Origin of the sequence: Segeticoccus rhizosphaerae, assembly GCF_005222685.1 — a bacterium.
Lineage (GTDB): Bacteria > Actinomycetota > Actinomycetes > Actinomycetales > Dermatophilaceae > Segeticoccus > Segeticoccus rhizosphaerae.
This window is the reverse complement of record NZ_SWMA01000042.1, coordinates 15,052-33,956: the sequence shown is the minus strand read 5'-3', so window position 1 is coordinate 33,956 and position 18,905 is coordinate 15,052. Positions and strand designations below refer to the sequence as shown.

The 18,905-nt window shown below is 68.8% G+C and carries 16 protein-coding genes and 1 pseudogene; 2 read left to right on the top strand and 15 right to left on the bottom strand.

Annotated features, from left to right (window positions below; translation table 11 throughout):
• Positions 1-565, bottom strand: a pseudogene (locus FCN22_RS18985) (hypothetical protein); the annotation flags it as partial.
• Between the two features lie 456 nt (positions 566-1,021).
• Here FCN22_RS18985 and FCN22_RS18980 point away from each other — a divergent pair.
• Positions 1,022-2,290 carry an outer membrane protein assembly factor BamB family protein gene (locus FCN22_RS18980; protein WP_162308260.1) on the top strand — a complete coding sequence of 423 codons (1,269 nt, stop codon included), beginning with the start codon at positions 1,022-1,024 and terminating at the stop codon, positions 2,288-2,290.
• A 43-nt stretch (positions 2,291-2,333) separates the two neighbouring features.
• Here the strand turns inward: FCN22_RS18980 and FCN22_RS18975 are convergent, their stop codons facing one another.
• The 11 genes from FCN22_RS18975 to FCN22_RS18930 form a co-directional block, all read right to left on the bottom strand.
• A complete protein-coding gene (locus FCN22_RS18975; protein ID WP_137123136.1) occupies positions 2,334-2,915 on the bottom strand; it encodes a dihydrofolate reductase family protein in 582 nt (193 codons plus the stop codon).
• A 133-nt stretch (positions 2,916-3,048) separates the two neighbouring features.
• Positions 3,049-3,480 (bottom strand): hypothetical protein, encoded by a 432-nt coding sequence (locus FCN22_RS18970; RefSeq protein WP_137123135.1) that lies wholly within the window; start codon positions 3,478-3,480, stop codon positions 3,049-3,051.
• A 110-nt stretch (positions 3,481-3,590) separates the two neighbouring features.
• On the bottom strand, positions 3,591-4,469 hold the full coding sequence (locus FCN22_RS22390) for a GNAT family N-acetyltransferase (protein ID WP_238384843.1): 879 nt from the start codon (positions 4,467-4,469) through the stop codon (positions 3,591-3,593).
• Positions 4,466-5,233 carry a DUF2306 domain-containing protein gene (locus tag FCN22_RS18960; protein WP_137123134.1) on the bottom strand — a complete coding sequence of 256 codons (768 nt, stop codon included), beginning with the start codon at positions 5,231-5,233 and terminating at the stop codon, positions 4,466-4,468. The genes FCN22_RS22390 and FCN22_RS18960 overlap by 4 nt, the downstream gene beginning before the upstream one ends.
• Positions 5,233-5,928: a hypothetical protein gene (locus FCN22_RS18955; protein ID WP_137123133.1), complete on the bottom strand. Its 696-nt coding sequence runs from the start codon at positions 5,926-5,928 to the stop codon at positions 5,233-5,235. The genes FCN22_RS18960 and FCN22_RS18955 overlap by 1 nt, the downstream gene beginning before the upstream one ends.
• Positions 5,929-6,082: 154 nt before the next feature.
• A complete protein-coding gene (locus FCN22_RS18950) occupies positions 6,083-8,980 on the bottom strand; it encodes a winged helix-turn-helix domain-containing protein (RefSeq protein WP_137123132.1) in 2,898 nt (965 codons plus the stop codon).
• Positions 8,981-9,147: 167 nt separating this feature from the next.
• Complete coding sequence (locus FCN22_RS18945) at positions 9,148-9,540, bottom strand: DUF2695 domain-containing protein (protein WP_137123131.1); 393 nt, start codon at positions 9,538-9,540, stop codon at positions 9,148-9,150.
• A gap of 118 nt (positions 9,541-9,658) precedes the next feature.
• Complete coding sequence (locus tag FCN22_RS18940) at positions 9,659-10,600, bottom strand: alpha/beta hydrolase (RefSeq protein WP_137123130.1); 942 nt, start codon at positions 10,598-10,600, stop codon at positions 9,659-9,661.
• Positions 10,601-10,636: 36 nt separating this feature from the next.
• Positions 10,637-10,870 carry a PIN domain-containing protein gene (locus tag FCN22_RS22385; protein WP_238384842.1) on the bottom strand — a complete coding sequence of 78 codons (234 nt, stop codon included), beginning with the start codon at positions 10,868-10,870 and terminating at the stop codon, positions 10,637-10,639.
• Positions 10,831-11,007, bottom strand: a complete 177-nt coding sequence (locus FCN22_RS22380; protein WP_238384844.1) for a PIN domain-containing protein — start codon at positions 11,005-11,007, stop codon at positions 10,831-10,833. Before FCN22_RS22380 ends, FCN22_RS22385 begins: the two co-directional genes overlap by 40 nt.
• A 32-nt stretch (positions 11,008-11,039) precedes the next feature.
• Positions 11,040-13,361, bottom strand: a complete 2,322-nt coding sequence (locus tag FCN22_RS18930; RefSeq protein WP_137123129.1) for a M28 family peptidase — start codon at positions 13,359-13,361, stop codon at positions 11,040-11,042.
• Positions 13,362-13,709: 348 nt separating this feature from the next.
• On the opposite strand from FCN22_RS18930, the gene FCN22_RS18925 reads away from it, so the two are divergent.
• Complete coding sequence (locus tag FCN22_RS18925) at positions 13,710-14,174, top strand: hypothetical protein (RefSeq protein ID WP_137123128.1); 465 nt, start codon at positions 13,710-13,712, stop codon at positions 14,172-14,174.
• 1,143 nt (positions 14,175-15,317) lie between these two features.
• Here the strand turns inward: FCN22_RS18925 and FCN22_RS21975 are convergent.
• The 3 genes from FCN22_RS21975 to FCN22_RS18915 form a co-directional block, all read right to left on the bottom strand.
• The gene (locus tag FCN22_RS21975) at positions 15,318-16,160 is read right to left on the bottom strand and encodes an IS1634 family transposase (RefSeq protein WP_202911692.1); all 843 of its coding nucleotides are present in this window, start codon (positions 16,158-16,160) and stop codon (positions 15,318-15,320) included.
• Positions 16,084-17,061 carry an IS1634 family transposase gene (locus tag FCN22_RS21970; RefSeq protein ID WP_512700751.1) on the bottom strand — a complete coding sequence of 326 codons (978 nt, stop codon included), beginning with the start codon at positions 17,059-17,061 and terminating at the stop codon, positions 16,084-16,086. Before FCN22_RS21970 ends, FCN22_RS21975 begins: the two co-directional genes overlap by 77 nt.
• A gap of 524 nt (positions 17,062-17,585) precedes the next feature.
• Positions 17,586-18,893, bottom strand: a complete 1,308-nt coding sequence (locus tag FCN22_RS18915; protein ID WP_274381637.1) for a sigma factor-like helix-turn-helix DNA-binding protein — start codon at positions 18,891-18,893, stop codon at positions 17,586-17,588.
• Between the last annotated feature and the right edge of the window lie 12 nt (positions 18,894-18,905).

Sequence of the window (18,905 nt, the reverse complement as noted above, 5' to 3'; positions counted from 1 at the left end):
TGATCGCCTGATCCGCCACATACTCCTCGAACGTGAGGAACGGCTCGATCTGCTCCAACGCCCGCAACACCCGGTCGCCCTTGCGCACCGGCACCTTCCCCGCCGCGACCGCGTCCGCCAACGGCCGGTGCTTGTCCAACCGGCACGCCGCCGCGACCCGCACCGCCTGATGCGCGCCCGCCGGGTCCAGGCTCGCGCTGTGCGAAGCCACGTAGTCCGCCCCCGACGAATGGCCCTCCGCATCCGGCGTGTTGCGCCCGACCGCGTCACCCACCACCGCGACCATGACCCGCTCCACGTCCCGGCGCACCGAGTCCAACCCCTCCAGGACCGCCCCCAGCTCCTCCCCCTGCAACCGCCACGACTCCTGCTCCGCCGCCCGCGCCAACGCAGTGGCCGCTGCCCGCACCCCACCCAGCACCGGCCGACCCTGCACCGGCCGACCCTCTGCGTCCCCACCGTCGCCTGCCACCCCGTCGCGCAGGCCGGACCCACCCACAGCCGCGGCCACCGGCACCGTGGGCTGCTGCGGGAACTCCTCCGCGGCGAACTGGGATTCGAACATGCATCCATACTAGCCGACCCCGCCGACAGACGAAAGCGTTATCAACAACGAATCACCATATTTACCAGCCTAATTCACGTCCCCACTTATCCACATCCCCTCCGGCAGGCGCCACACAGTCCACAACCTCACGACGCGCATCCACGGCAGACGGTGGCTCGGCGCCAGTGCGCTTCTTAGACTGATGGTCTCGAGCGCAGCGCCTGCGGAAGGCGGTGGTCCATGCGGCGTCTGGCCGACCCACGGAGGACCACACGCGAGCCGCGGAGCAGGGCATGCACGTCATGTCTGGGAAGCGCCTTCGCCGCCGCATCGCTGGTACTGCTCGCCGCATGTTCGGGGTCTGGTTCCGCTCCGCCAGCAAGCAGCCATCCGACACACCAACCGTCCTCCAGCGCATCTCAGTCATCCGCCGTAGCGACCGCTGCTTCCACCGCGTCATCCCCGCCCGCCGCGTTGTCGCCCACGACGCACAAGGGTGACTGGACGACATACCACCATGACGGCGCCCGCAGCGGCGCCGCGCCGCACGTCACACCAGTCGGCAAGCTCGCCGTCGCCTGGCGAGCCCACCTCGACGGAGCGGTGTATGGCGAGCCTCTCACCGTGGGTGACAGCGTCTTCGTCGCCACCGAGAACGACTCGATCTACAGCCTCGACCGCCACACCGGCGACACGAAGTGGCGCGCCCACGTCGGCACGCCAGTCCCGCTGTCCGAACTTCCCTGCGGCAACATCGATCCCCTCGGCATCACCGGCACCCCCGTCATCGACCGGGCGAGCAAGCGGATCTTCGCGGTCGCGGAGACCACTGGCTCCCACCACGTGCTCGTCGGCATCGACCTCGCGACCGGCCGGGTCGAGGTGCGACGCGATCTCCCCACGCCGGACGGACACCCGCGCTTCGACCAACAGCGCCCCGCGCTCGCCCTGGCACACGGCCGCGTCTACGTCAGCTTCGGCGGGCTCTTCGGCGACTGCGGCACCTACATCGGTTCGGTCGTCGGCGTCGCGACCTCCGGTCGCGGGCCCACAGTCACCTACCGTGTGCCAACGGCCAACAACGGTGCGATCTGGGCCACTGGTGGCCCGGTGATCACCTCGAAGGGCAATCTGCTGATCTCGGTCGGCAACGGTGCGGCCACGAGCGACTCGCAGGAGTATGACGGGAGCGACTCTGTCGTCGAGCTCTCACCAGGTCTCCGCCGGCTCGGCTTCTTCGCGCCGCGCTCCTGGGCGCAGGACAACGCCGGCGACCTCGACCTGGGCTCGCTCACGCCGGCCCTGACCAGCCACGGCAGGGTGCTCATCGCCGGCAAGCGCGGCACGGCGTACCTGCTCGACGTCGACCACCTTGGCGGCATCAGCGGAGCTCTCGCCGAGAGGCAGCTGTGCCGCGGCTTCGGGACGCCCGCCCATCGCGGCGACATCGTCTACCTGCCTTGCGTGGACGGTGGACTCGCCGCCGTCGAGACCTCGGGCGACGACATCCGCGTCCTCTGGCGCGGGCCGGCCGACGGCAAGGGCAGTCCGACCATCGGAGCCGGCACGGTGTGGGTGGCGAGCTGGGGCACCGGCACCCTCTACGCCCTCGACGCCCGGACCGGCGCGGTGCGCGAGCAGCTCGACACCGACGCAACACTGCCACACTTCGTCTCCCCCAGCCTGTCCCGCAACCTGGTGCTGCTGGGCACGACCGACGGTGTCGTCGCCATCACGCACTGAGCCCGGGCGGCGGGCCGCCCGGGTTGAGATGGGCCGCGCGGACTCAGCCGTGCAGGGTGGGCCGGTAGACGAGCTCCTGGGTGTTGCCGTCGAGCGTCCGGCTCTCGAGCAGCTCGAGGTCGAAGTCGGCCGCTCCCCCGAAGATCGGGCTCGCCCCGGTCTGGCCGGTGATCACCGGGAAGATCGTCACCTGCACCCGGTCGACCAGGCCGGCCGCCATCAGCGCATGGTTCATCGACAGGCTGCCGTGCGAGCGCAACGGCGCGTCGGACTCCTCCTTGAGCCGGGCGACCACGTCGACGGCGTCGCCGCGCGCAGTCGTCGCGTCCGGCCAGTCCAGAGGTTCCTCGAGAGTGCTCGACACGACGGTGGCAGGCAGGTTGACCATCCGAGTCACCCACGGGTCAAACACCTCGGACTCCGTGTTGGTCGTGGACAGCATCTGCACGAACTCGCGGAACGTGTTGGCACCGAACACCATCCGTTGATCCCCGCCGTAGAGCTCGAGTCGGTGCTCAAGCAGCTCCGGGCCTTGCTTGCCCCAGTAGCCGCCCCAGTCGCCGCCGCTCGCGGAGCCGAAGCCGTCGAGGCTGGAGAAGACGTCGAAGGTGTAGGTGGCGGTCATGGTGCCCTCCTCGAGTGGTCGATCGCGTGCGTAGAGGCAGACCGGCGTCCACGGCAAAACTCATCTCGGCCGCCGGGACGTCCTGCACCGTGGTCACCAGGGCAGCCACCCCGCAGGACGTCCCGATAAGGGTCTAACGCCACCGATCACCTGCGCCACCGCCAAGGCTGCGCCACACGTAGCCCCAGGGCGTGACGGCCACGATGACGACGACCAGCGAGCAGTTGACGAGAATTCTCGTGCGCTCGGCGTCCAGGTCGCCGGCGACGGCGTTGGGGAGCGCAACCAGGCCGAGCCACAGCAGCTTCCACGCGACCTCGAAGAGCAGCACGGGCAGCATCTTGACCGGATACCGCAGACCCAGCAACGCCAGCAGCGACATGCCGGTGAGCAGGCTGAGGGTCACGCCCTCATAGACCGGCAGCGTGTGGGCGCTGGGCAAGAGGGGCCACTTCACGAGTGCGAGCCCGACCACCATGAACAGGTAGCCGCCGCGCATCGCATACAGACGCGCGATCGAGAGCGGTGCCGAGGTTGCGGCCGAGGCCTGGATTGTCGTGGACATGGGTTCCTCCTGGTGAGTTGTATGACGGGTGGGTTCCTTGGCCGACGTGGTGCGGTTCCCGGCGCCGCGACTGGTGGAGCGCCTCACGGCGTCGTCGGCGGTGATGCGCTTCACGACGGCTGCCACTCGTCGGCGAGGAGCGCGTAGGTGACGGTGTCGAGCCATCGCCCGGTCCGGTGCAGGGACTCGCGGACGGCGCGGCCCTCCCGGCGCATACCGACTCGCTCCATCAGTCGCCACGACGAGTCGTTGGCGAAGAAGCAGCTGGCGACGGCCCGGTGGACGCCGAGATCGTCGAAGCAATGGTGCAGCAGCGCGCGGACCGCCTCGGTGGCATACCCGTGCCCGACGTGGGCGGGGTCGAGCACCCACCCGAGCTCGACCTGCGCGCCCTCTGCCTGCGCGACCACCTCGCGCTGGGCCCAGCCGTCATCACGACGGAGCATGAGGTCACCGATGACCAGACCGCACGCGTCGTGGCCGAGCTGGACCACGACAGTGGTCGCCAGGCGGGCCGGGTCGGTGAAGAGGTCGCGATATGCATCGAGGTCGCTCGGAGTGTCGGTGAGCCACTCGTTGACCTCGCGCAGCTGCCGGAACGTCCACGTGACGTCGGCGTCCGCGGCCGTCGCTGGCCTGAGCATGAGGCGTTCGGTGCGCAGCGGGCGCTCCAGCGCCGTCACCTGGGAGTCCCGGTGCGAGGAGCTGCGGTGAAAGACCCTCGGTTGCGACGACGCCACCGGTGGTGACGAGGTGGCGGGGCCCAGCGGCTCGACGGCGTGGAGCTCGAGCAAGGTGGCTCCGATATCGCGGACCGCCGCGAGGACGCCGTGCAGCTGAGCCTGGTCTGCGACCGGTCCGGTGAGGCTCGTGGTGCCGTCCTCGTGACGAGTGAGGGCCAGGTGTCCCATCCAGTCGGACCAGTGGTCGTCGAGGTGGCCGGCGACACGGATGTCGTAGACCGTCTGGTCCCTGCGAGTGGCCTTCACAGGCTTGCTTCCTCACGACCCTGCCGAACAGCGGCGACGGAGTGCCGAGTTCCCCGGCGCAGAAGAGGGCGTCGGTAAGCCGGCCGCCCGCCGGCAGTCTGACCGCTACCTTGCGACCGGTCACCTGCGGGCCGGCGGATGGCCCACTCGGCGACGGCGAGGTTGATCAGCCAGCCCGCCGCCTTGGCGAGGTCGCTGCGGATCTCCCCCGAGCCGAACAGCGCGCCCCCGATGCCTTCGGTGAAGACCTGGGTGCCGGCACCAAGGGCGAGGGCGTAGGACCGGATCATCCAGGCCCGGTGGGCGGAGATGTCGCGACGGCGGATGGCGGCGAAGCCGAGGACCAGGCTGGCGGCCAGCGCGGATCCGGACACGAGGCGAATGACGTAGAGCACGTCGCCGGTGCCCGGCTGGGGCGCGTAGAACAAGGTGAGCCACAGCGCGGATCCGGCGACCAGGAGGCCGGCGACCGCCGTCACCCGGCCGGCCCCGCGGTGCCAGGCCGGGTGGCCGCGACGAATCGCCGGCACGAACTGGAACGCTCCGACGAGGGCAAAGGCGGCGGCACCCACGATGTGCACGACCAGCGCCGCCGGGAACCCGGTGAACCGGTCGTCGGCAGGCATCACCGCAGGCCCACCAGCAAGCTGAACGAGGCGGAGCGTCCCGGCGGTGAGCGGAATCGCAGACAGAGCGATGAGGGCCGCCGGCACCGGCCAACCGGCACCGCCGGCCAGCCGGACCCGCACGGGATGGGCAGTCATCAGACGGTCGCTCGGCGGACCGTGGCGCCCCCGGCGCCGGCGGTGGCGGTGGCGGTGGCGGTCTCGGCCTGGCGGTGGTGGCGCCACAGGGACACGCCGAGGCCGATGAGGGCGAGCCCCTCCGGCACGGCGAACGGGCGGTTGAATCCCTCCGGCAGGACGGCGAGCGCCGCGGTGCCGATGGTGCTCACGGCGAGCAGGGCGGCCGCCCAGCGAGCGAGGATCCCGGTGCGAAACAGGGCGATGCCGAAGATCAGGCCACCGACCATGTATCCGGCACCAGCGAGGTTGAACAGTGCCTGCAGCGCACCGACGTCGCCGGCCGGCTTCCGGCCTGTCGAGGCGGCGACCACGTCGTTGACGAAACCGGGCTCCGTGTCCACCAGGTTCGGCAGCACCGTCGCGGCGATGACCTCGACGGACAGCATCGCCAGGTAACCGGCGGCGAACATGGCATACCCGATGAGGCCGAGGACGCCGGACTGACGGTGCTGACGCAGGTACATGCCGGTGATGCCGGCGAGTGCGAGCGCCGCCATCACGATCTTTGCGCAGCTGCGCGCGACCCACTGGCTGGTCTCGGTCGTGAACGTGTCGCTCGCGGGGTGACCGATCTGGACGGCGATGAAGATGGTCCCAGCGACCGCAGCGGCTGCGCCGGCTGCTTTGGTGAGGCCTGAGGCGGTGATGGTCATGTCGGCTCCTGGATCCGAGCGCTGGACCTGGACGTCCAGCGATGTTCCGGACGATAGGAACCGACGTGGTGACTCCACATCACCAACTGATGTGACGGAGTTGGTGATTCGCGGGGCGGCTCTCGACCAGCTCCCTCCGGGCGCGGCGGGCGCGCTAGACGAGCCGCCGCTCGGTGGCACGCAGCACGGCCGCCCGCCTGGTGTTGACGTTGAGCTTGGTGAAGATGTGCCGGGTGTGGGTGCGCAGCGTGTTGACCGACACGAACAGCTGCTGGGCGATCTCCGGTCCGCTCAGGCCGGTCGCCAGCAGCCGGAGCACCTCGAGCTCTCGCTCGCTCAACCCCTCGTCGGCCCTGGGCTGGCCCGCGGTCGGCGGCTGCGCGTCCGGGTCGAGCTCGGCCGACTTCAGCAGCTCGGCCGCGTGCGCCGCGGCCGGACTCGCCGGTCGCTGGGTGATGGCCCGCAGGAGCGCTTCCATCGGCGCGCCCTCGTCGAGGAACAACCGCCGGTAGCCGACCGGGACGCCGAGACCCAGGGAGAGTTCGAGGTGTTCGAGCGCTCCTTCGTGGTCGTCGAAGGCATGGTGGGCCAGGGCGCGGACGAGGTGGGCCTCGACCACGCTCCCCCCGCGCCCGCCGGCCTCGGCCGCGGCCACGAGGGCGTCAAGACGCCGGTCGAGGCTGTCCAGGTCGGCGGAGCGGGTTGCCTCACCGTTCGCCACCGACACCTCGCCCTCCCCGGACCGCTGCTGCGCGGTGAGCAGCCGGTCGAGGGTGAGTCGGTTGAACTCCATGAGGTATGACGACCGCTCACCACCATCGTCGGCCAGCCCGATCCCGTGGTCGCCGTCCAGACCGGTGGCCCAGTCAAGGGCCTCGGCGAGTCGTCCCTGCGCGATGTGGAGGCGGGCTCGCTGCGCCGGGATGGGGCGGACGTCGGGGAAGAAGCCGGGCAGATACAGCGACTCGGCCAGGTCCAGCATCTCGAGGGCGCCGTCCAGGTCGCCCTGTGCCTCAAGGAGATTCGCCTTGGTGGTGCACCAGCGGTGGCGGTTCTCCGGCAGCGACGCCCGCTCCCCCAGTTCCTTGGCCGTCTGCAGGTGGCGTTCTGCCCCGACCAGGTCGCCCTGTTCGCACAGCACGTCGGCGAAACCGACGTGCAGGTCACCGCTCGTCGGGAGCGGTGGGCCCGGGTGTGCCTCCGCCTTCGCGAGCGCTTGCTCGTAGAGCCGCCGTGCCTTGTCCGGCCTGCCCCGCGTCAGCCACATGATGCCGAGCGGCACGGCCGAGCCGAGCTCGTCGGCGAGGTTGCCCGCCGCACGCAGGCTGCGGACCGCCTCGCCGAACGTGTCGACTGCGGTCTCGAGGTCGCCGCTCGCCCAGGCGGCCAGGCCGAGGAACCCGCAGGCGGCGCCACGCGAGAAGTGGTCTCCCGGACGGGCGAGGTCGAGGCCGTGCCGGGCGTGTGCGACCGTGCCCACAACGTCACCGCGCGCTTGAGCGAGCGACGCCCGGTAGATCGCGATCATCACAGGCAGGGCGGCCAACTCCTCCCTGTGTGCCTCCGCTGCCTCCCGCAAGGCGGCGGGTTCCCAAACGGTGAACGCTGAGGGATCTGACATGAGCCGGTCCTCAGCGGCAGCCAGCCCGGCCTCGGCGGCATCTAGGTCGCCGTCCGACATGCGCGCCCACGCCGCGTGGGCCGCGAGCAGCGGGCGCCGACGGACCACCTCCCCGGGGACGGCTTGGAGCCGGTCGCGAAGGATGCGGTCCTCCCGCCGTTTGCGCAGACCGGGCAGGGCCAACTCCACCAGGTCCGCCGCGAGTTCGATGTCGTCGCTCTCGACCGCGTGGGACACGGCGTCCGAAAGGCGGCCATGCTCGGCATACCAGCCGGCTGCCAACCGGTGCAGCTTCCGGACCCGGCTGGCGTCCTGAGCGGTGAGGCGGGCGCGGAGGGCGTCGGCGAAGAGGTGGTGGTAGCGCCACCACGTCCTGACGTCGTCGAGCGGCACGACGAACAGGTTGGCTCGGTCGAGCGCCTCCAAGGTCTGCTGCCCGTCGGTGCGTTCAGTAAGGACATCGCACAGGGCGCCGGTCAGCTCACCCAGGACCGACGTGTCGAGCAGGAAGGAGCGGACGTCTTCGGGCTGGTTATCGAGCACCTCTTCGAGCAGGTAGTCGAGGACGAACCGGTGGGTCCCGGTGAACGCCTCCAGGAAGCTTTCGATGCCGGCGGCGGTGCCCGGGCGGCCCTGCGCCGACAGCGCGGCCAACTGGAGGCCCGCGGCCCAGCCCTCGGTCCGCTGTTCCAGAGCCGCCACCTGGTCCGGCTCCAGTCCGAGCCCCATGACCTGGTTGAGGAAGGCGGCCGCCTCCGTCTCGGTGAACCTCAGGTCCGCGGCGCGAAGCTCCAAGAGCTCACCGCGTGCCCGCAGGCGGGCCAGCTGCAGTGGTGGATCCGCGCGCGTCGTGATCGCCAGGGAGGCCTGGGGCGGGAGGTTGTCGAGCAGGAAGGTGACGGCTTCGTGGACACCGGCGGTGTCGATGGCGTGGTAGTCGTCGAGGGCGAGCACGGTGGCTCCGGCGAGCGCGTCGAGGTCGTTGACCAGGCTCACCAGGACGTCCTCGCTCGAGACACTCTGATCGGCCTGCAGGAGCACCATCGCCTCGGCGCCGACCCCCGCGCGGACATCCTCATCGGTCGACTCGCCGCTGTCCGTGCCGTCCCCCGTGGTCTCGGCCGCGCCGGCCCACGCCCAGGCGGCCTCCTGGACGGCAGCCACGAGGTTGGCGACGAAGCGTCGTGGGTCTGCGTCGCGGGCATCGAGGGACAGCCACGCGACTCTGCGGGCGGGACCGTGCGCGTCGTCGGCCGTCGCTCCGAGCCACTGGGTCAACAGCGTGGTCTTGCCGAATCCAGCTGGAGCCGCGATCAGCACGAGCCTCGGCACAGTGGTCCCGTCGCCGCGGAGCCGGTCGGTGAGGCGGGCCCGGACGACGAGCTCTCTCCGCGGCCGCGGGACGTGCAGCTTGGTGCCCAGCACCGACATCGTGCCAGCGTAGGTCCGCCCCCGCCCCGACCGCCGCGGAATCAAGATGTCCCGCCGAAGCGCACCCGACCGGGGGTCCGGCTGGCGCCGGAACGGTTTCCCGTTCACACTGGCCGCCCGGGACGCCAATGCCGACGAGATTCATTCGTCGGGTTCGTCGTCCTCGGCTACCACACGCCATACCGCGGTTGCCGGGCCCAGTTGGCGCAAGGCTTCGTCGAGCCAGCCCGCACGTGTTGGCATGGTGGGCGAGGGAGGTTCTGGACCGGCTCGTCCCCCTGCATCAGCGCGAGCTCGGTCTTCAGGATCCAGCCGTTGAGGAAGATCTCGCAGTCGCAGAACCCACCGATCTGGCCGAGGCGTCGCGCCAGGGCGGAGGCCGGCGGCGCGCGCAGGTCGCGATACCGGAGCGCGAACCGCAACTTCCCGTCGCACCCGAACTCCGCAAGCATCCGGTCCACGTAGCACGCCAGGCACTCCCCCGCCCGCGGCCCGGTGAGTTCGCCCGCCATACTCCGCACGAGCTCCTCTGCCTGCTGGTCCACCCCTTGTGGTTCCATCACCCACCCCTTCGATCGCCGTCTACGGCGATCTTGCTGCCGACCACCGACAGCCCGGCTCGGGCTCCGGCTGGGCCAGCTCCCGCCGTCCCAGCGGGTATGCCGTCCGCTTGCCTGTTCAGCCCTCCTCCGCGAAGGCGGCCCGGAGCCGCCCGGCCGCGTAGGACTGTGTCTCCCGCGCGTCACTGAGCCGCTCCCCGAAGAGCAGGAACGTGTGGAACACGCCCTCACACCGGCGCACCTCCACCGGCACCCCGGCCTCGCGCAGCCGCATGGCATACGCCTCTCCCTCGTCGCGCAGCACGTCGGAGCCGGCGGTGATGACGGTGGCCGGTGGCAGGCCGGTGAGATCCGCGCACCGCAGCGGCGCGAGCTCAGGGTCGTCGAGGTCCACGTCCGCCGAAAGGTACTGCTCGAAATACCAGTCCATGTCCCCGCGCGTGAGCGGCAGCCCGGTGGCGAACTCCGCATAGCTCGGCCACCGCTCGGGGTGGGTGTCGACCACCGGCACCAGGAGCAGCTGGTGCACGAGCCGTTGGTGTCCCCGGAGCTTCTGGGCGGCCACGGCCGACAGGTTGCCTCCGGCGCTGTCCCCGCCGACGGCGACCGGCAGCCCGTCGAGGCCCAGCCCGGCCTCGTCGTCGAGCAGTAGCCGCACCGTGTCGACGACGTCGTGGACTGCGGCGGGGAAACGGTTTTCCGGTGGCTGCCGGTAGTTCACCGCGACCACCGCGCACCCGGACAGGTCCGCGAGGCTGCGGCACAACGCGTCATGGGTCTCCAGGTCCCCCAGCGCCCAGCCGCCGCCGTGGACGAACACCAGCACCGAGCTTGGTTCCGGCGCCGGGAGGTAGACCCTGACCGGGATCGGGCCCGCGCGTCCGCTCACCTCAGCGTCGCGCACGGACCACAGTGGAGGGCCTGCCCCGAGGTCGCAGGCCGAGGCCAGCATGGCCTGCCGGTTCTGCTCGACGGTCAGCCCCTGCCGCTCCGGTCGGGGCGGTACCTGCGCCAGCACCTGCTCCGCCTCCGGGCTCAGCCCCAGGTGTTCGCTCGCCATGGCCTCTCCTGCATCAAGTCCGAGCAGCCCGCCATGTCACTGCCACGGGTCGATCAGTCCGATGCCAGTGTCTCGGAAGTCGCGCGTGTTTCGGGTCGCCAGGGTGGCTTCGCGAGAGACGCAGATGGCCGCAATCTGCGCATCGGCGGCCGCAATGGGGGCGCCGTCTCTCTCACGGCCGGCCACGACCTCCGCATATCTGTGAGCAGCTCGAGCGTCGAAGGGCACGATCAGGCTGCTGAAGTCGGTGAACACCTCGGCCGCCAGCACGGCCAGGCGCTCCTTGCGCCGACCGTCGGGCAAGGGGCAATGCCGTACTCCACTTCCGCGACAGTGACCGCCGTGGTGTGAACCATTCCTGCGGCCTCGACCCAAGCGAGGACCGTCGGGTCCGGTTCGGGACGCATCATCTCCGAGATGACGTTGGTGTCGAGGATGATCACGTCAGGTTCGACAGGTCTGCCGCTCGCGGCGAGTCTGTCCGGGCTGGCATGGGCACGTCGGCACCCTCGACTTCGGCGAAGCGCTGCCTAATCGCTTGGGCGAGGTTGACGGGCTCATCCTCTGGTTCGAGAGCCGCGTCGGTGAGGATGGCCCGGACCTCGGCTTCCATCGAGCGCCCGTGTCGAGCAGCTCTCACCTTCAGCTTGGCCGTCACCTCGTCGTCCAGATCACGCACGCTGATCGCTGCCATGCTTCCACCTCCTGATAGCAATGCTAGCAAGCAGCGACGACGCAGGACGTTGCTCGCGCCCTGGTTGACGCCGGGGGCGTAGATCTGGTGGCGGTACCACGGACGCCCGGGCAGGCCGCCCCTGGTGAGCAGGTCACGCTCGACCGCCATCAGCCGCCGGTTCATGTCCTGCAGCGGACCGGTGCGCCCCGACTGCAACAGCGTGCGCTGCCGCGCCTGCTCGGCCGCGGCCGCGTGCGCCCACAGCTTCGCCTGCTTCAGATCGCGTGAGATGTCCACCACCTGTCGGCCGTATGCCGTCTGCTGGGCCTTCGCGAATTCCTTCAGGTAAGAACCCACTTCGTTCGCGTAGGGGCGGTAGCGCAGCAGCACGGCGTCGGAGTCGGCGAGCCGCATGGTGACGATGCCCACCTCCTTGGCCATGGCCACGTGGTAGTGCCAGCCCGGGTCGATGAAGGTGCGCTCCATGTAGTTGTTGTCGCACGCGCAGTGGTAGTCACCGCTCGGCGTGCTCGAGCCGATGTCGACCGCCGGCACACCGAAGTGGTCCAGGAGGGCCGTGTAGTCCGACCCGCTGCCGAGCCGCGCGACCGTCGGCGTCCCGCCCGACTTGGCCGACCAGTCGGCATAGATCGTGCCGCCCGTGTGCGGCCAGTGCACCGACTTGGTGGTGTCGAAGACGAGCCGGTCGAGCGAGGGCACGCCGGACGCGCCGAAGTACTTGCCCGCCGTGACGTCCATGTTGACGTAGGCCACGACGTGGTCGAGCCGGCTCTGGCCCTGGCCCTCCGCGTGCTCAGTGGAGCCGAAGAGGCCGTACTCCTCGCCGTCCCAGGTGGCGAGCTTGATGGTGCGATCGGGCCGCCAGCCGCTCCCCCGCAACTTGCCCAGGCCGCGCCCGATCTGCATCACCGTCTCGGCACCGGACAGGTTGTCGTCGCTGCCGTAGGTCCAGGTGTCCCGGTGCGCGCCGAGGTAGACGACCTGGTGCGGGTGCACCGCGCCGCGGATGGTGGCCGTGACGTTCCAGATCGGCTTGACCTTGTAGGCGATGTCCAGCTTCTTGTGCACCCTGGTCGGGCCGGCGCCGATCCGGTAGGTGAACGGCAGCCCGCCCTGCCACGACTTCGGCGTCTTGGGCCCGCGCAGCGCCTTGAGCATCGGCTTGGCCGAGCCGTAGCCGATCGGCGTGGTCGGGATCTTGCCGAGGTTGGCCTTCTTGGGGTTGATCCGCTTGGCGTACTTGGTCGCCTTCCACCCCGGCGTCAGCGGGTCACCACCGTAGAGCCACAGCTCCTGGATGCTGCCACGTTGTATGCCGTCCGGTGCCCGCCAGGGCCCGTTCGGGTAGACCTTACCCTTGACATAGCCGTCGTCGGCCGGGTCGGAGTAGAGCACCACACCCTTGGCGCCGTGCTCGGCCGCGAGGTTGGTCTTCACCCCGCGGAAGACCTTGCCGTAGCGAGCGAGCACGATCTTGCCCTTGCCGCTGACGCCCTTGCACGCGAGCACCTGGTAGTCCTCGGTCGTGCCGTAGTTGACGTAGACCACTTGGCCGCTGACGTTGCCCGACGGCGACAGCGCGTTGTAGCCGACGACGACGTCCTTGCAGTCGGTCTCCACCGCCCGACACTTCTCCTTCGTTCTCGCGACATGTCGTTTGGGTGCCGTCATGACGAGGCTGACGTGTTTGGGCACCGACATGTAGGGATAGACGGTCTCCACGTGCGGCGTGAGGCCGTAGGAGCGCAGCTTGCGCACGACATACTGCACCCGCCGCCAGTCGCCCTGCGTGCCGAGCAGGCCGGTCTTGCGCGAGAGGTAGTCGTCCAGCCGCCGCGCGACCGTGGTCGAGGGGACCTGCTTGAAGGCCTTCTCCGCAGCCAGCTCGGTGGCCGAGTGCACTCTGGTGAAGCCGGCCAGCCTCGCTCCCCCGTCCACCTGGGCGGTGCCGGCCGTCGCCGTCTTCGGCGCGGTCACCAGCGCGGCGACGAGTCCCACCGCCGCCAGTCCCACACCCGCGCGGCTGTGGCGAGTGAGCATCCGTGTCAATCCGATTCGCTTCATGGCAGCGCCTCCGACTGCATTGGAAAATGAGCAACAAGGGCCGTACCGAGCCCCATGCGGCCAAAACACGACGCAACAGGACTTGACCAGGAATTGAACCGCTCTGACCACACACGCTCCGGGCCGATCGCGAGGGCGCTGCAGGACAACGCCGATGGGGTATGCCGTGTGGCCGGCTCCCTTCGCGGCGAGAGCAACGCGCGTGGTTTGCCTCTGACGTCTGAGCTCCGATCAGGGCGCGCCGGAGATTGGGGAGGCGGGCTGGACCAAATGGTCCGTTCGGCCGATGGTCCGCCCGCTCACTACTTGGCAGGCTGGACGGCCAGCTGGCCGAGCGACAGGAGTGACATGGCGGAAGCATCGCCGGACTGGACAGACCTCGCGCACAACCGTGCCGGCTCTGCAGCCAGGGCCCAGGCCGAGCGGCTCCGGAGCGACTCGCCGCTGCGGACCGCGTTGGCGCGTGTCCTCGGCCTATGTACGAATGAGCGCCTGACCCGTGACGGGTACTTCGGGCACGCGGCGGCGGACATCGCCTGGCAGGTAGTCGCCGCGACGTTCGCTGCCAGCTGCTACGTCACGTGGCGCAGGTCTGGTGGCATCGCGACGCCGGCCTGCGGAGTGGCGGCAGCGCTCGTAGGCTGTTGCACTTTCGTTGCCCTGGCCCGCCCGTTCGCCCACCAGCTCCCGCTCTCCCCGTTCGTGGATGCGGCCGACTGGTCGGCTGGTCGCGTGCTGTGGTTGGGCATCGTCGGCCGGGCAGGAGTCCTTGCCCTCGCGGCTGCAAGGCTGGTCCGCGTGTCACACCGCTGACCGGCCAGAAACCGAACGCCGGCCACCTCTCTGCGTGGGAGGCGGCCGGCGCACATGTGAGGCGGACTGCCTACTTCTTGGCCGCGCCCTCAGCAGGGTGCCGTTTGGGGGCGAACTGCGTCTTTAGCGCCTTCATCCCACCGGCGTCGACCGATGGGGCCGGGCCGTTGGGCATCCGGCGGCCGGGCCGTCGTACATCGGGTTGAAGAGCAGGTTGAACGGCGACTGCGGCAGCGCGCGGAAGGTGATCTCGCTGCCTTAGGTCACCACCTGGCCCTGGCCGACCGTGATCGGGACGACGTGGCCGCTCCGCAGATGTACTCCTCACCGCGCAGGTAGCCGCTCGCCAGCACGTCGCCCGTCGACAGGTAGGAGGAGACCACGCTCGCGCGCCTGCCTCACGTGATACGCCTGGGTGCGGTAGAGCCACACCGGCCACGCCTCGCGCATGCCCCAGGCGACGGGATTGCTGGTGCCGAACTCCAGTCGACGTGGCCACGCACATCTGGCGAGAGCATGAGCACGATCTCGTCACCTGAGCGTGACCTCTTCTACACCCGGCAATTCGACATGCGTTGGGCCGCTCAAACCTGTGGGATTTCCGGGAGACTGCGGCGAAAGACGGTAAACGCACAGGGACCTGGGACATAGTCTGATGAAACCCTGCTTGAATTGGCACATGGCATTCATCACTGAGATCAAGAAGTCTTCCGCAATTGGCGGCTCACATCCCCACACAGAGGCTTCGTGCGGTTGGAGGCTCGCAGACCGGAACGGAGTCCCGGTCGTGCAGTTAGACACATACGGGTCCGAGGCTCGGAAGCTCCACGGAAAGGTCAGCCAGTCACTTCAGGTCGACCGGGCCCGTGCAGTCCAGCTCGTCGAGGTGCTGATGTTGGCGTTTCCTGGGCTCCTCAAGGACGTTTCACTCCAAGCCAATTGACCAGTCGTCCGAACGGACGGCTTGCTCTTGCGTGCCGCATTCCGACCGCCCCTAGGACTCCTCAACGAGTCTCAACGATCACGCCTGCCCGGAGTTACTGAGATGGTAGGCAGACGTGGTGGCGAAAACAGCCTGTGACCTGCGGTTTTGGGCAGACGGGCCGGCAGGGGCGTGTTACTACACGGCGCGGTGCGCTGCGGCTATGCGTCGGCCGGGTCGGGCAGTTGGTAGTGGAGGATCAGGCCCGGTTCGCGGATGCCCAGGGCGGCGAGGATCTTCTGTTGCCCGCTGGTGATCTCGGTTCGTTGCGCGATGCGGCCGTCGCCGGTTTGGAGGGTGACCAGGTGCATCCGGTCGAGTTCGTTCTTCAGGTTGCGCCACGTGTCTCCGGTGGCGTTCTCGGCGACCCTGATCAGCAGCAGGGCGAGCCAGCACAGTTGGATGTGGGAGCGGATCCGGTCCTCGCGGTGATGGAAGACCGGGCGCAGCCGCAGCGTGCTTTTCAGCTCGCGCCATCCGGCCTCGACTTGGGAGAGTTGCTTGTAGGCGATGGCCAGGTCCGTGGCGGTGAGCGTGTCGTCGGAGCTGCGGATCAGCCACTTGCCGTCGTGGCGGGCGTCTTTGGCGATAGCGGCCTTGTCGATCCGTAGTAGCCGATCGGTCTTGGTGCGGCGCAAGAACCGCGACACGGCAGGCGTGGCTTTCAGCTTGCCGGCCAGCTCGTCACGCCGCTGCACGGTCCACTCGTCCGACCCGGCGATCTGGGTCTGCAGGTAGGCCACGATGTTGGCCCGCACGGTGGCGTCGCGCTCGGCGGCGAGCGGGTTGAGACACACGCAGAACCGCTGGGCGCGGGCCCCGTCGCCGACGCGGACCTGTTTGACCGACAGGTTGTCCGCGACCGGCTTGTACCGGCCCGGCCGGGCCAGCGCCGCCCTCGCGTCGGCGGACGCGGAACGCAGCTTCTCACAGACGATGTAGCCGTCCCCACCGGCCTGCAGCGCGATCCGGTTGGCGGCCGAGTTGAACCCCGAGTCGGCCACCCACAACAACCGGCCCAGCGACCAGTTCGCCCAGGTCGGTCTTGATCCGGCGGATGATCTTCTGGTCCGAGGTCCGCCCCGGGAACGTCCAGCAGCGGATCGGGACTCCCTCGGCGGTGACGGCCATCGCGATCACCACCTGCGGCAGGTCGGTACGGTGATCCTTCGAGTGCTTCGAGAACTGCCGCACCGCGCCCTCGGCCACGACCACCTCGCCGTCGGCCCGGTCGCCGCCTTGGGCGCTGCGGGCCCGGCCCAGCTCGATCTCCTCGTCGGACACGTCGACTTCCCAATAGGTCGACGAGGTATCGACGAAGACCACGTCACAGGTCAGGTTCAACAAATGCGCTGTCGACTCGAAGACACCCTTGGCGATCTGGGGCCACGCCTCAAGCAGGAAATCCATTGCGGCGTAAGCGGCTTGATCATCGAAGCCCGGACAGTCCAGCAGCGCCACCCGCTGGGCCGCCCACGACACGCACGCCAACTTGCTGCCCGGCTCCAAGCAGCGCTGCGCCGTCAGCGCGAAAATCACCCGCTCGACCACGTCCGGGTCGACCCGGCGACCAGTTGCCGCCGTCCGCAGCGCATCACCGATCCCCAGCCGGCCCCACAGCGCGTCCAAGACGAACGCCCCGCCCATCCGGCGGGCATCCACGATCTGCACATCGGCCGCGTCGCCACGGGTGGCGGCCACCGCCTGGTCCGGGTCGAGGAACCGGGAGATCGAGCCGACCAAGCGCCCCAGGGCAGCCTTGTCGACCTTGTCGGCACGGCCGAAGTTGTGGATCACCTTCGCCACCGGCGAGCCGGTGACCGGATGCCGCTCGTTGTGAGCCAGCTGCACGTAGGTCACGGTCGAGCCGTCCTTGTTCCGCCGTCGCGTCTCCCGCAGATACACGCCTACGCGAACACCACACCTCGCAGGTCACGTCAACCACGCGTGTGCCTACACGATTTCGCCCTCTAGCCAGCCCGCAAGCCGCCTACCAGCACAAACACACCGGCCAACCCCGAAAAATGCCTACGAGCTCAGTAACTCCGGCCTGCGGACAGCTGCGTATCGAGATCCACATCGCGCGTCTGCCCGACCGTTCCTGCCCCACATGGCCGCAGTGCTTCTTCAATCCTGCCGTGAGGGAGTCCTCGAGAACCCTCCGCATTGACACGGCGAAGGCTGCTCCCGCCTCCGCCGTTCCCGACGCCCTGTCGTGTGCCGCAGCACAAGGGCTCCAAATCTGAGGGCAGGTTGGGGTACCAGTCGTTGAGCCATCTCGCGAGCTCGCTGGACTGGAGCCACCTTACGATGGCAGTTTTAGCTCCTCCCCAAGAAGCAGGCAGAGCAGCTCATATAAGAGCGGGTGCCGACTCACCCCTCGGGTCCCGCGGCCTGGCAAGACAGCGGGGGCGAGTTAGACGGAGACACTACTGCGTACGGGCTACACAGGCAGATGGTTCGCAGACATGTCTGAGCTCAGCAGTGTCGTCATTTAGGTGCAACAACAGGACCAACCGGCAGCCCTCGACCGCACCAACCGCAAGCGCGCCTGTCCGCAGGCTCGACAACTGTGCGTTACTGGTTCCGCGACGTACGACCAGCTCGCTGGCACCCTGCTGCATCTGGAAGTACCGTGTTGATGGTGACGTGCGTAGGCCGAGGTACCAAGTGAGCCATCGATTGACTGGTATGCCACTGCCACGCACGACGTCGTGACTCACAGGTACCTCGACGCCAACCACATCTCCGCTCGCCTGAATGTGTGCAGGGCGATGAGGCTCGCGGTCCTCAACTGGGACGGCACCCCGTTCCACCAAGTCGTACAACCCAGCATCGTTCTGGCCAATGAGATTGCTCGACAGGCACTGCGTAATGCGCCAACCGGTAACCGGATACCGTCGCTGGCACTCCACGCGAAGATCGTTAGCCTCAAGCGGACCCAAGTCACGAAGCACCTCAACGACGACCTCAAGCGCGTTCGAGTACCGATTGTCCGCACCCTCAACCCGCCAGTCTACTAACGCCCATGTACCCTCCGGACGCACTTGGGCGAACGCGTGGTCACGGCGCATGTTCTCCCGCGTGGCGTGTTCGGACGCTCCAGCAGCCTCGGCAATTTCCTTAGACGAACGAGGCTCTCCTTGACTCCGCAACCACAAGTAGGCCCGATCACGAGTAGTGCGCGACGTACGGACCCATCCCAGATCCGTCAAGGTCACTCGGTAACGCGCCGGCAAGAGCGTCCACCAGCGCACCTCTGCGGGGATCTTTAGGCTCTCGGCCGCGATGTGGGCCTCATCGTCTGGCAGCGGCATGAGATCAACCAACGACTTGAGTCGACTCTCCAGCGCTGACGGCTCACGGCTCCAGAAGCCTTCGCGACCCCCCGAAGCGATCATCGATCGCTCAAAACCGAGTTGCCGGAGCACCAGATCCACGGCAGCGGCGGGGGCGCTCCCGATGACCTCTTCGACCTGCTCGTCGCTGAGCAGCACCTGCTCACCCATATGCTCGAGCAAGCGCGTAAGAAGTTCTGGCTCATGAATCTCCTGTGCCGAAACGATCAGCTTCCTAGCCTGCTTCTCCAGCTGACGAACCCTCTCGCGAGTGACTCCGATGTCGTCGCCGATTACTGCGAGTGTCTCCCCCTCCGCTCGCCGGCTCACGATCTCCTTGCTTCGATCAGGCAACGCACTCCACGCGGCCGGTAGCCAGCGTGAGGGCGGCGAAGTCATTTGTGGCGACTC

Coding starts and splice junctions, on each gene's coding strand:
- FCN22_RS18970 (WP_137123135.1), bottom strand. CDS start 3,480: ATGTCCACGACAATCCAGGCCTCGGCCGCAACCTCGGCACCGCTCTCG.
- FCN22_RS18930 (WP_137123129.1), bottom strand. CDS start 13,361: ATGAAGCGAATCGGATTGACACGGATGCTCACTCGCCACAGCCGCGCG.
- FCN22_RS18945 (WP_137123131.1), bottom strand. CDS start 9,540: ATGGAACCACAAGGGGTGGACCAGCAGGCAGAGGAGCTCGTGCGGAGT.
- FCN22_RS18925 (WP_137123128.1), top strand. CDS start 13,710: ATGGCGGAAGCATCGCCGGACTGGACAGACCTCGCGCACAACCGTGCC.
- FCN22_RS18950 (WP_137123132.1), bottom strand. CDS start 8,980: ATGTCGGTGCTGGGCACCAAGCTGCACGTCCCGCGGCCGCGGAGAGAG.
- FCN22_RS18915 (WP_274381637.1), bottom strand. CDS start 18,893: ATGACTTCGCCGCCCTCACGCTGGCTACCGGCCGCGTGGAGTGCGTTG.
- FCN22_RS18940 (WP_137123130.1), bottom strand. CDS start 10,600: ATGGCGAGCGAACACCTGGGGCTGAGCCCGGAGGCGGAGCAGGTGCTG.
- FCN22_RS18975 (WP_137123136.1), bottom strand. CDS start 2,915: ATGACCGCCACCTACACCTTCGACGTCTTCTCCAGCCTCGACGGCTTC.
- FCN22_RS18955 (WP_137123133.1), bottom strand. CDS start 5,928: ATGACCATCACCGCCTCAGGCCTCACCAAAGCAGCCGGCGCAGCCGCT.
- FCN22_RS18960 (WP_137123134.1), bottom strand. CDS start 5,233: ATGACTGCCCATCCCGTGCGGGTCCGGCTGGCCGGCGGTGCCGGTTGG.
- FCN22_RS22380 (WP_238384844.1), bottom strand. CDS start 11,007: ATGCGTCCCGAACCGGACCCGACGGTCCTCGCTTGGGTCGAGGCCGCA.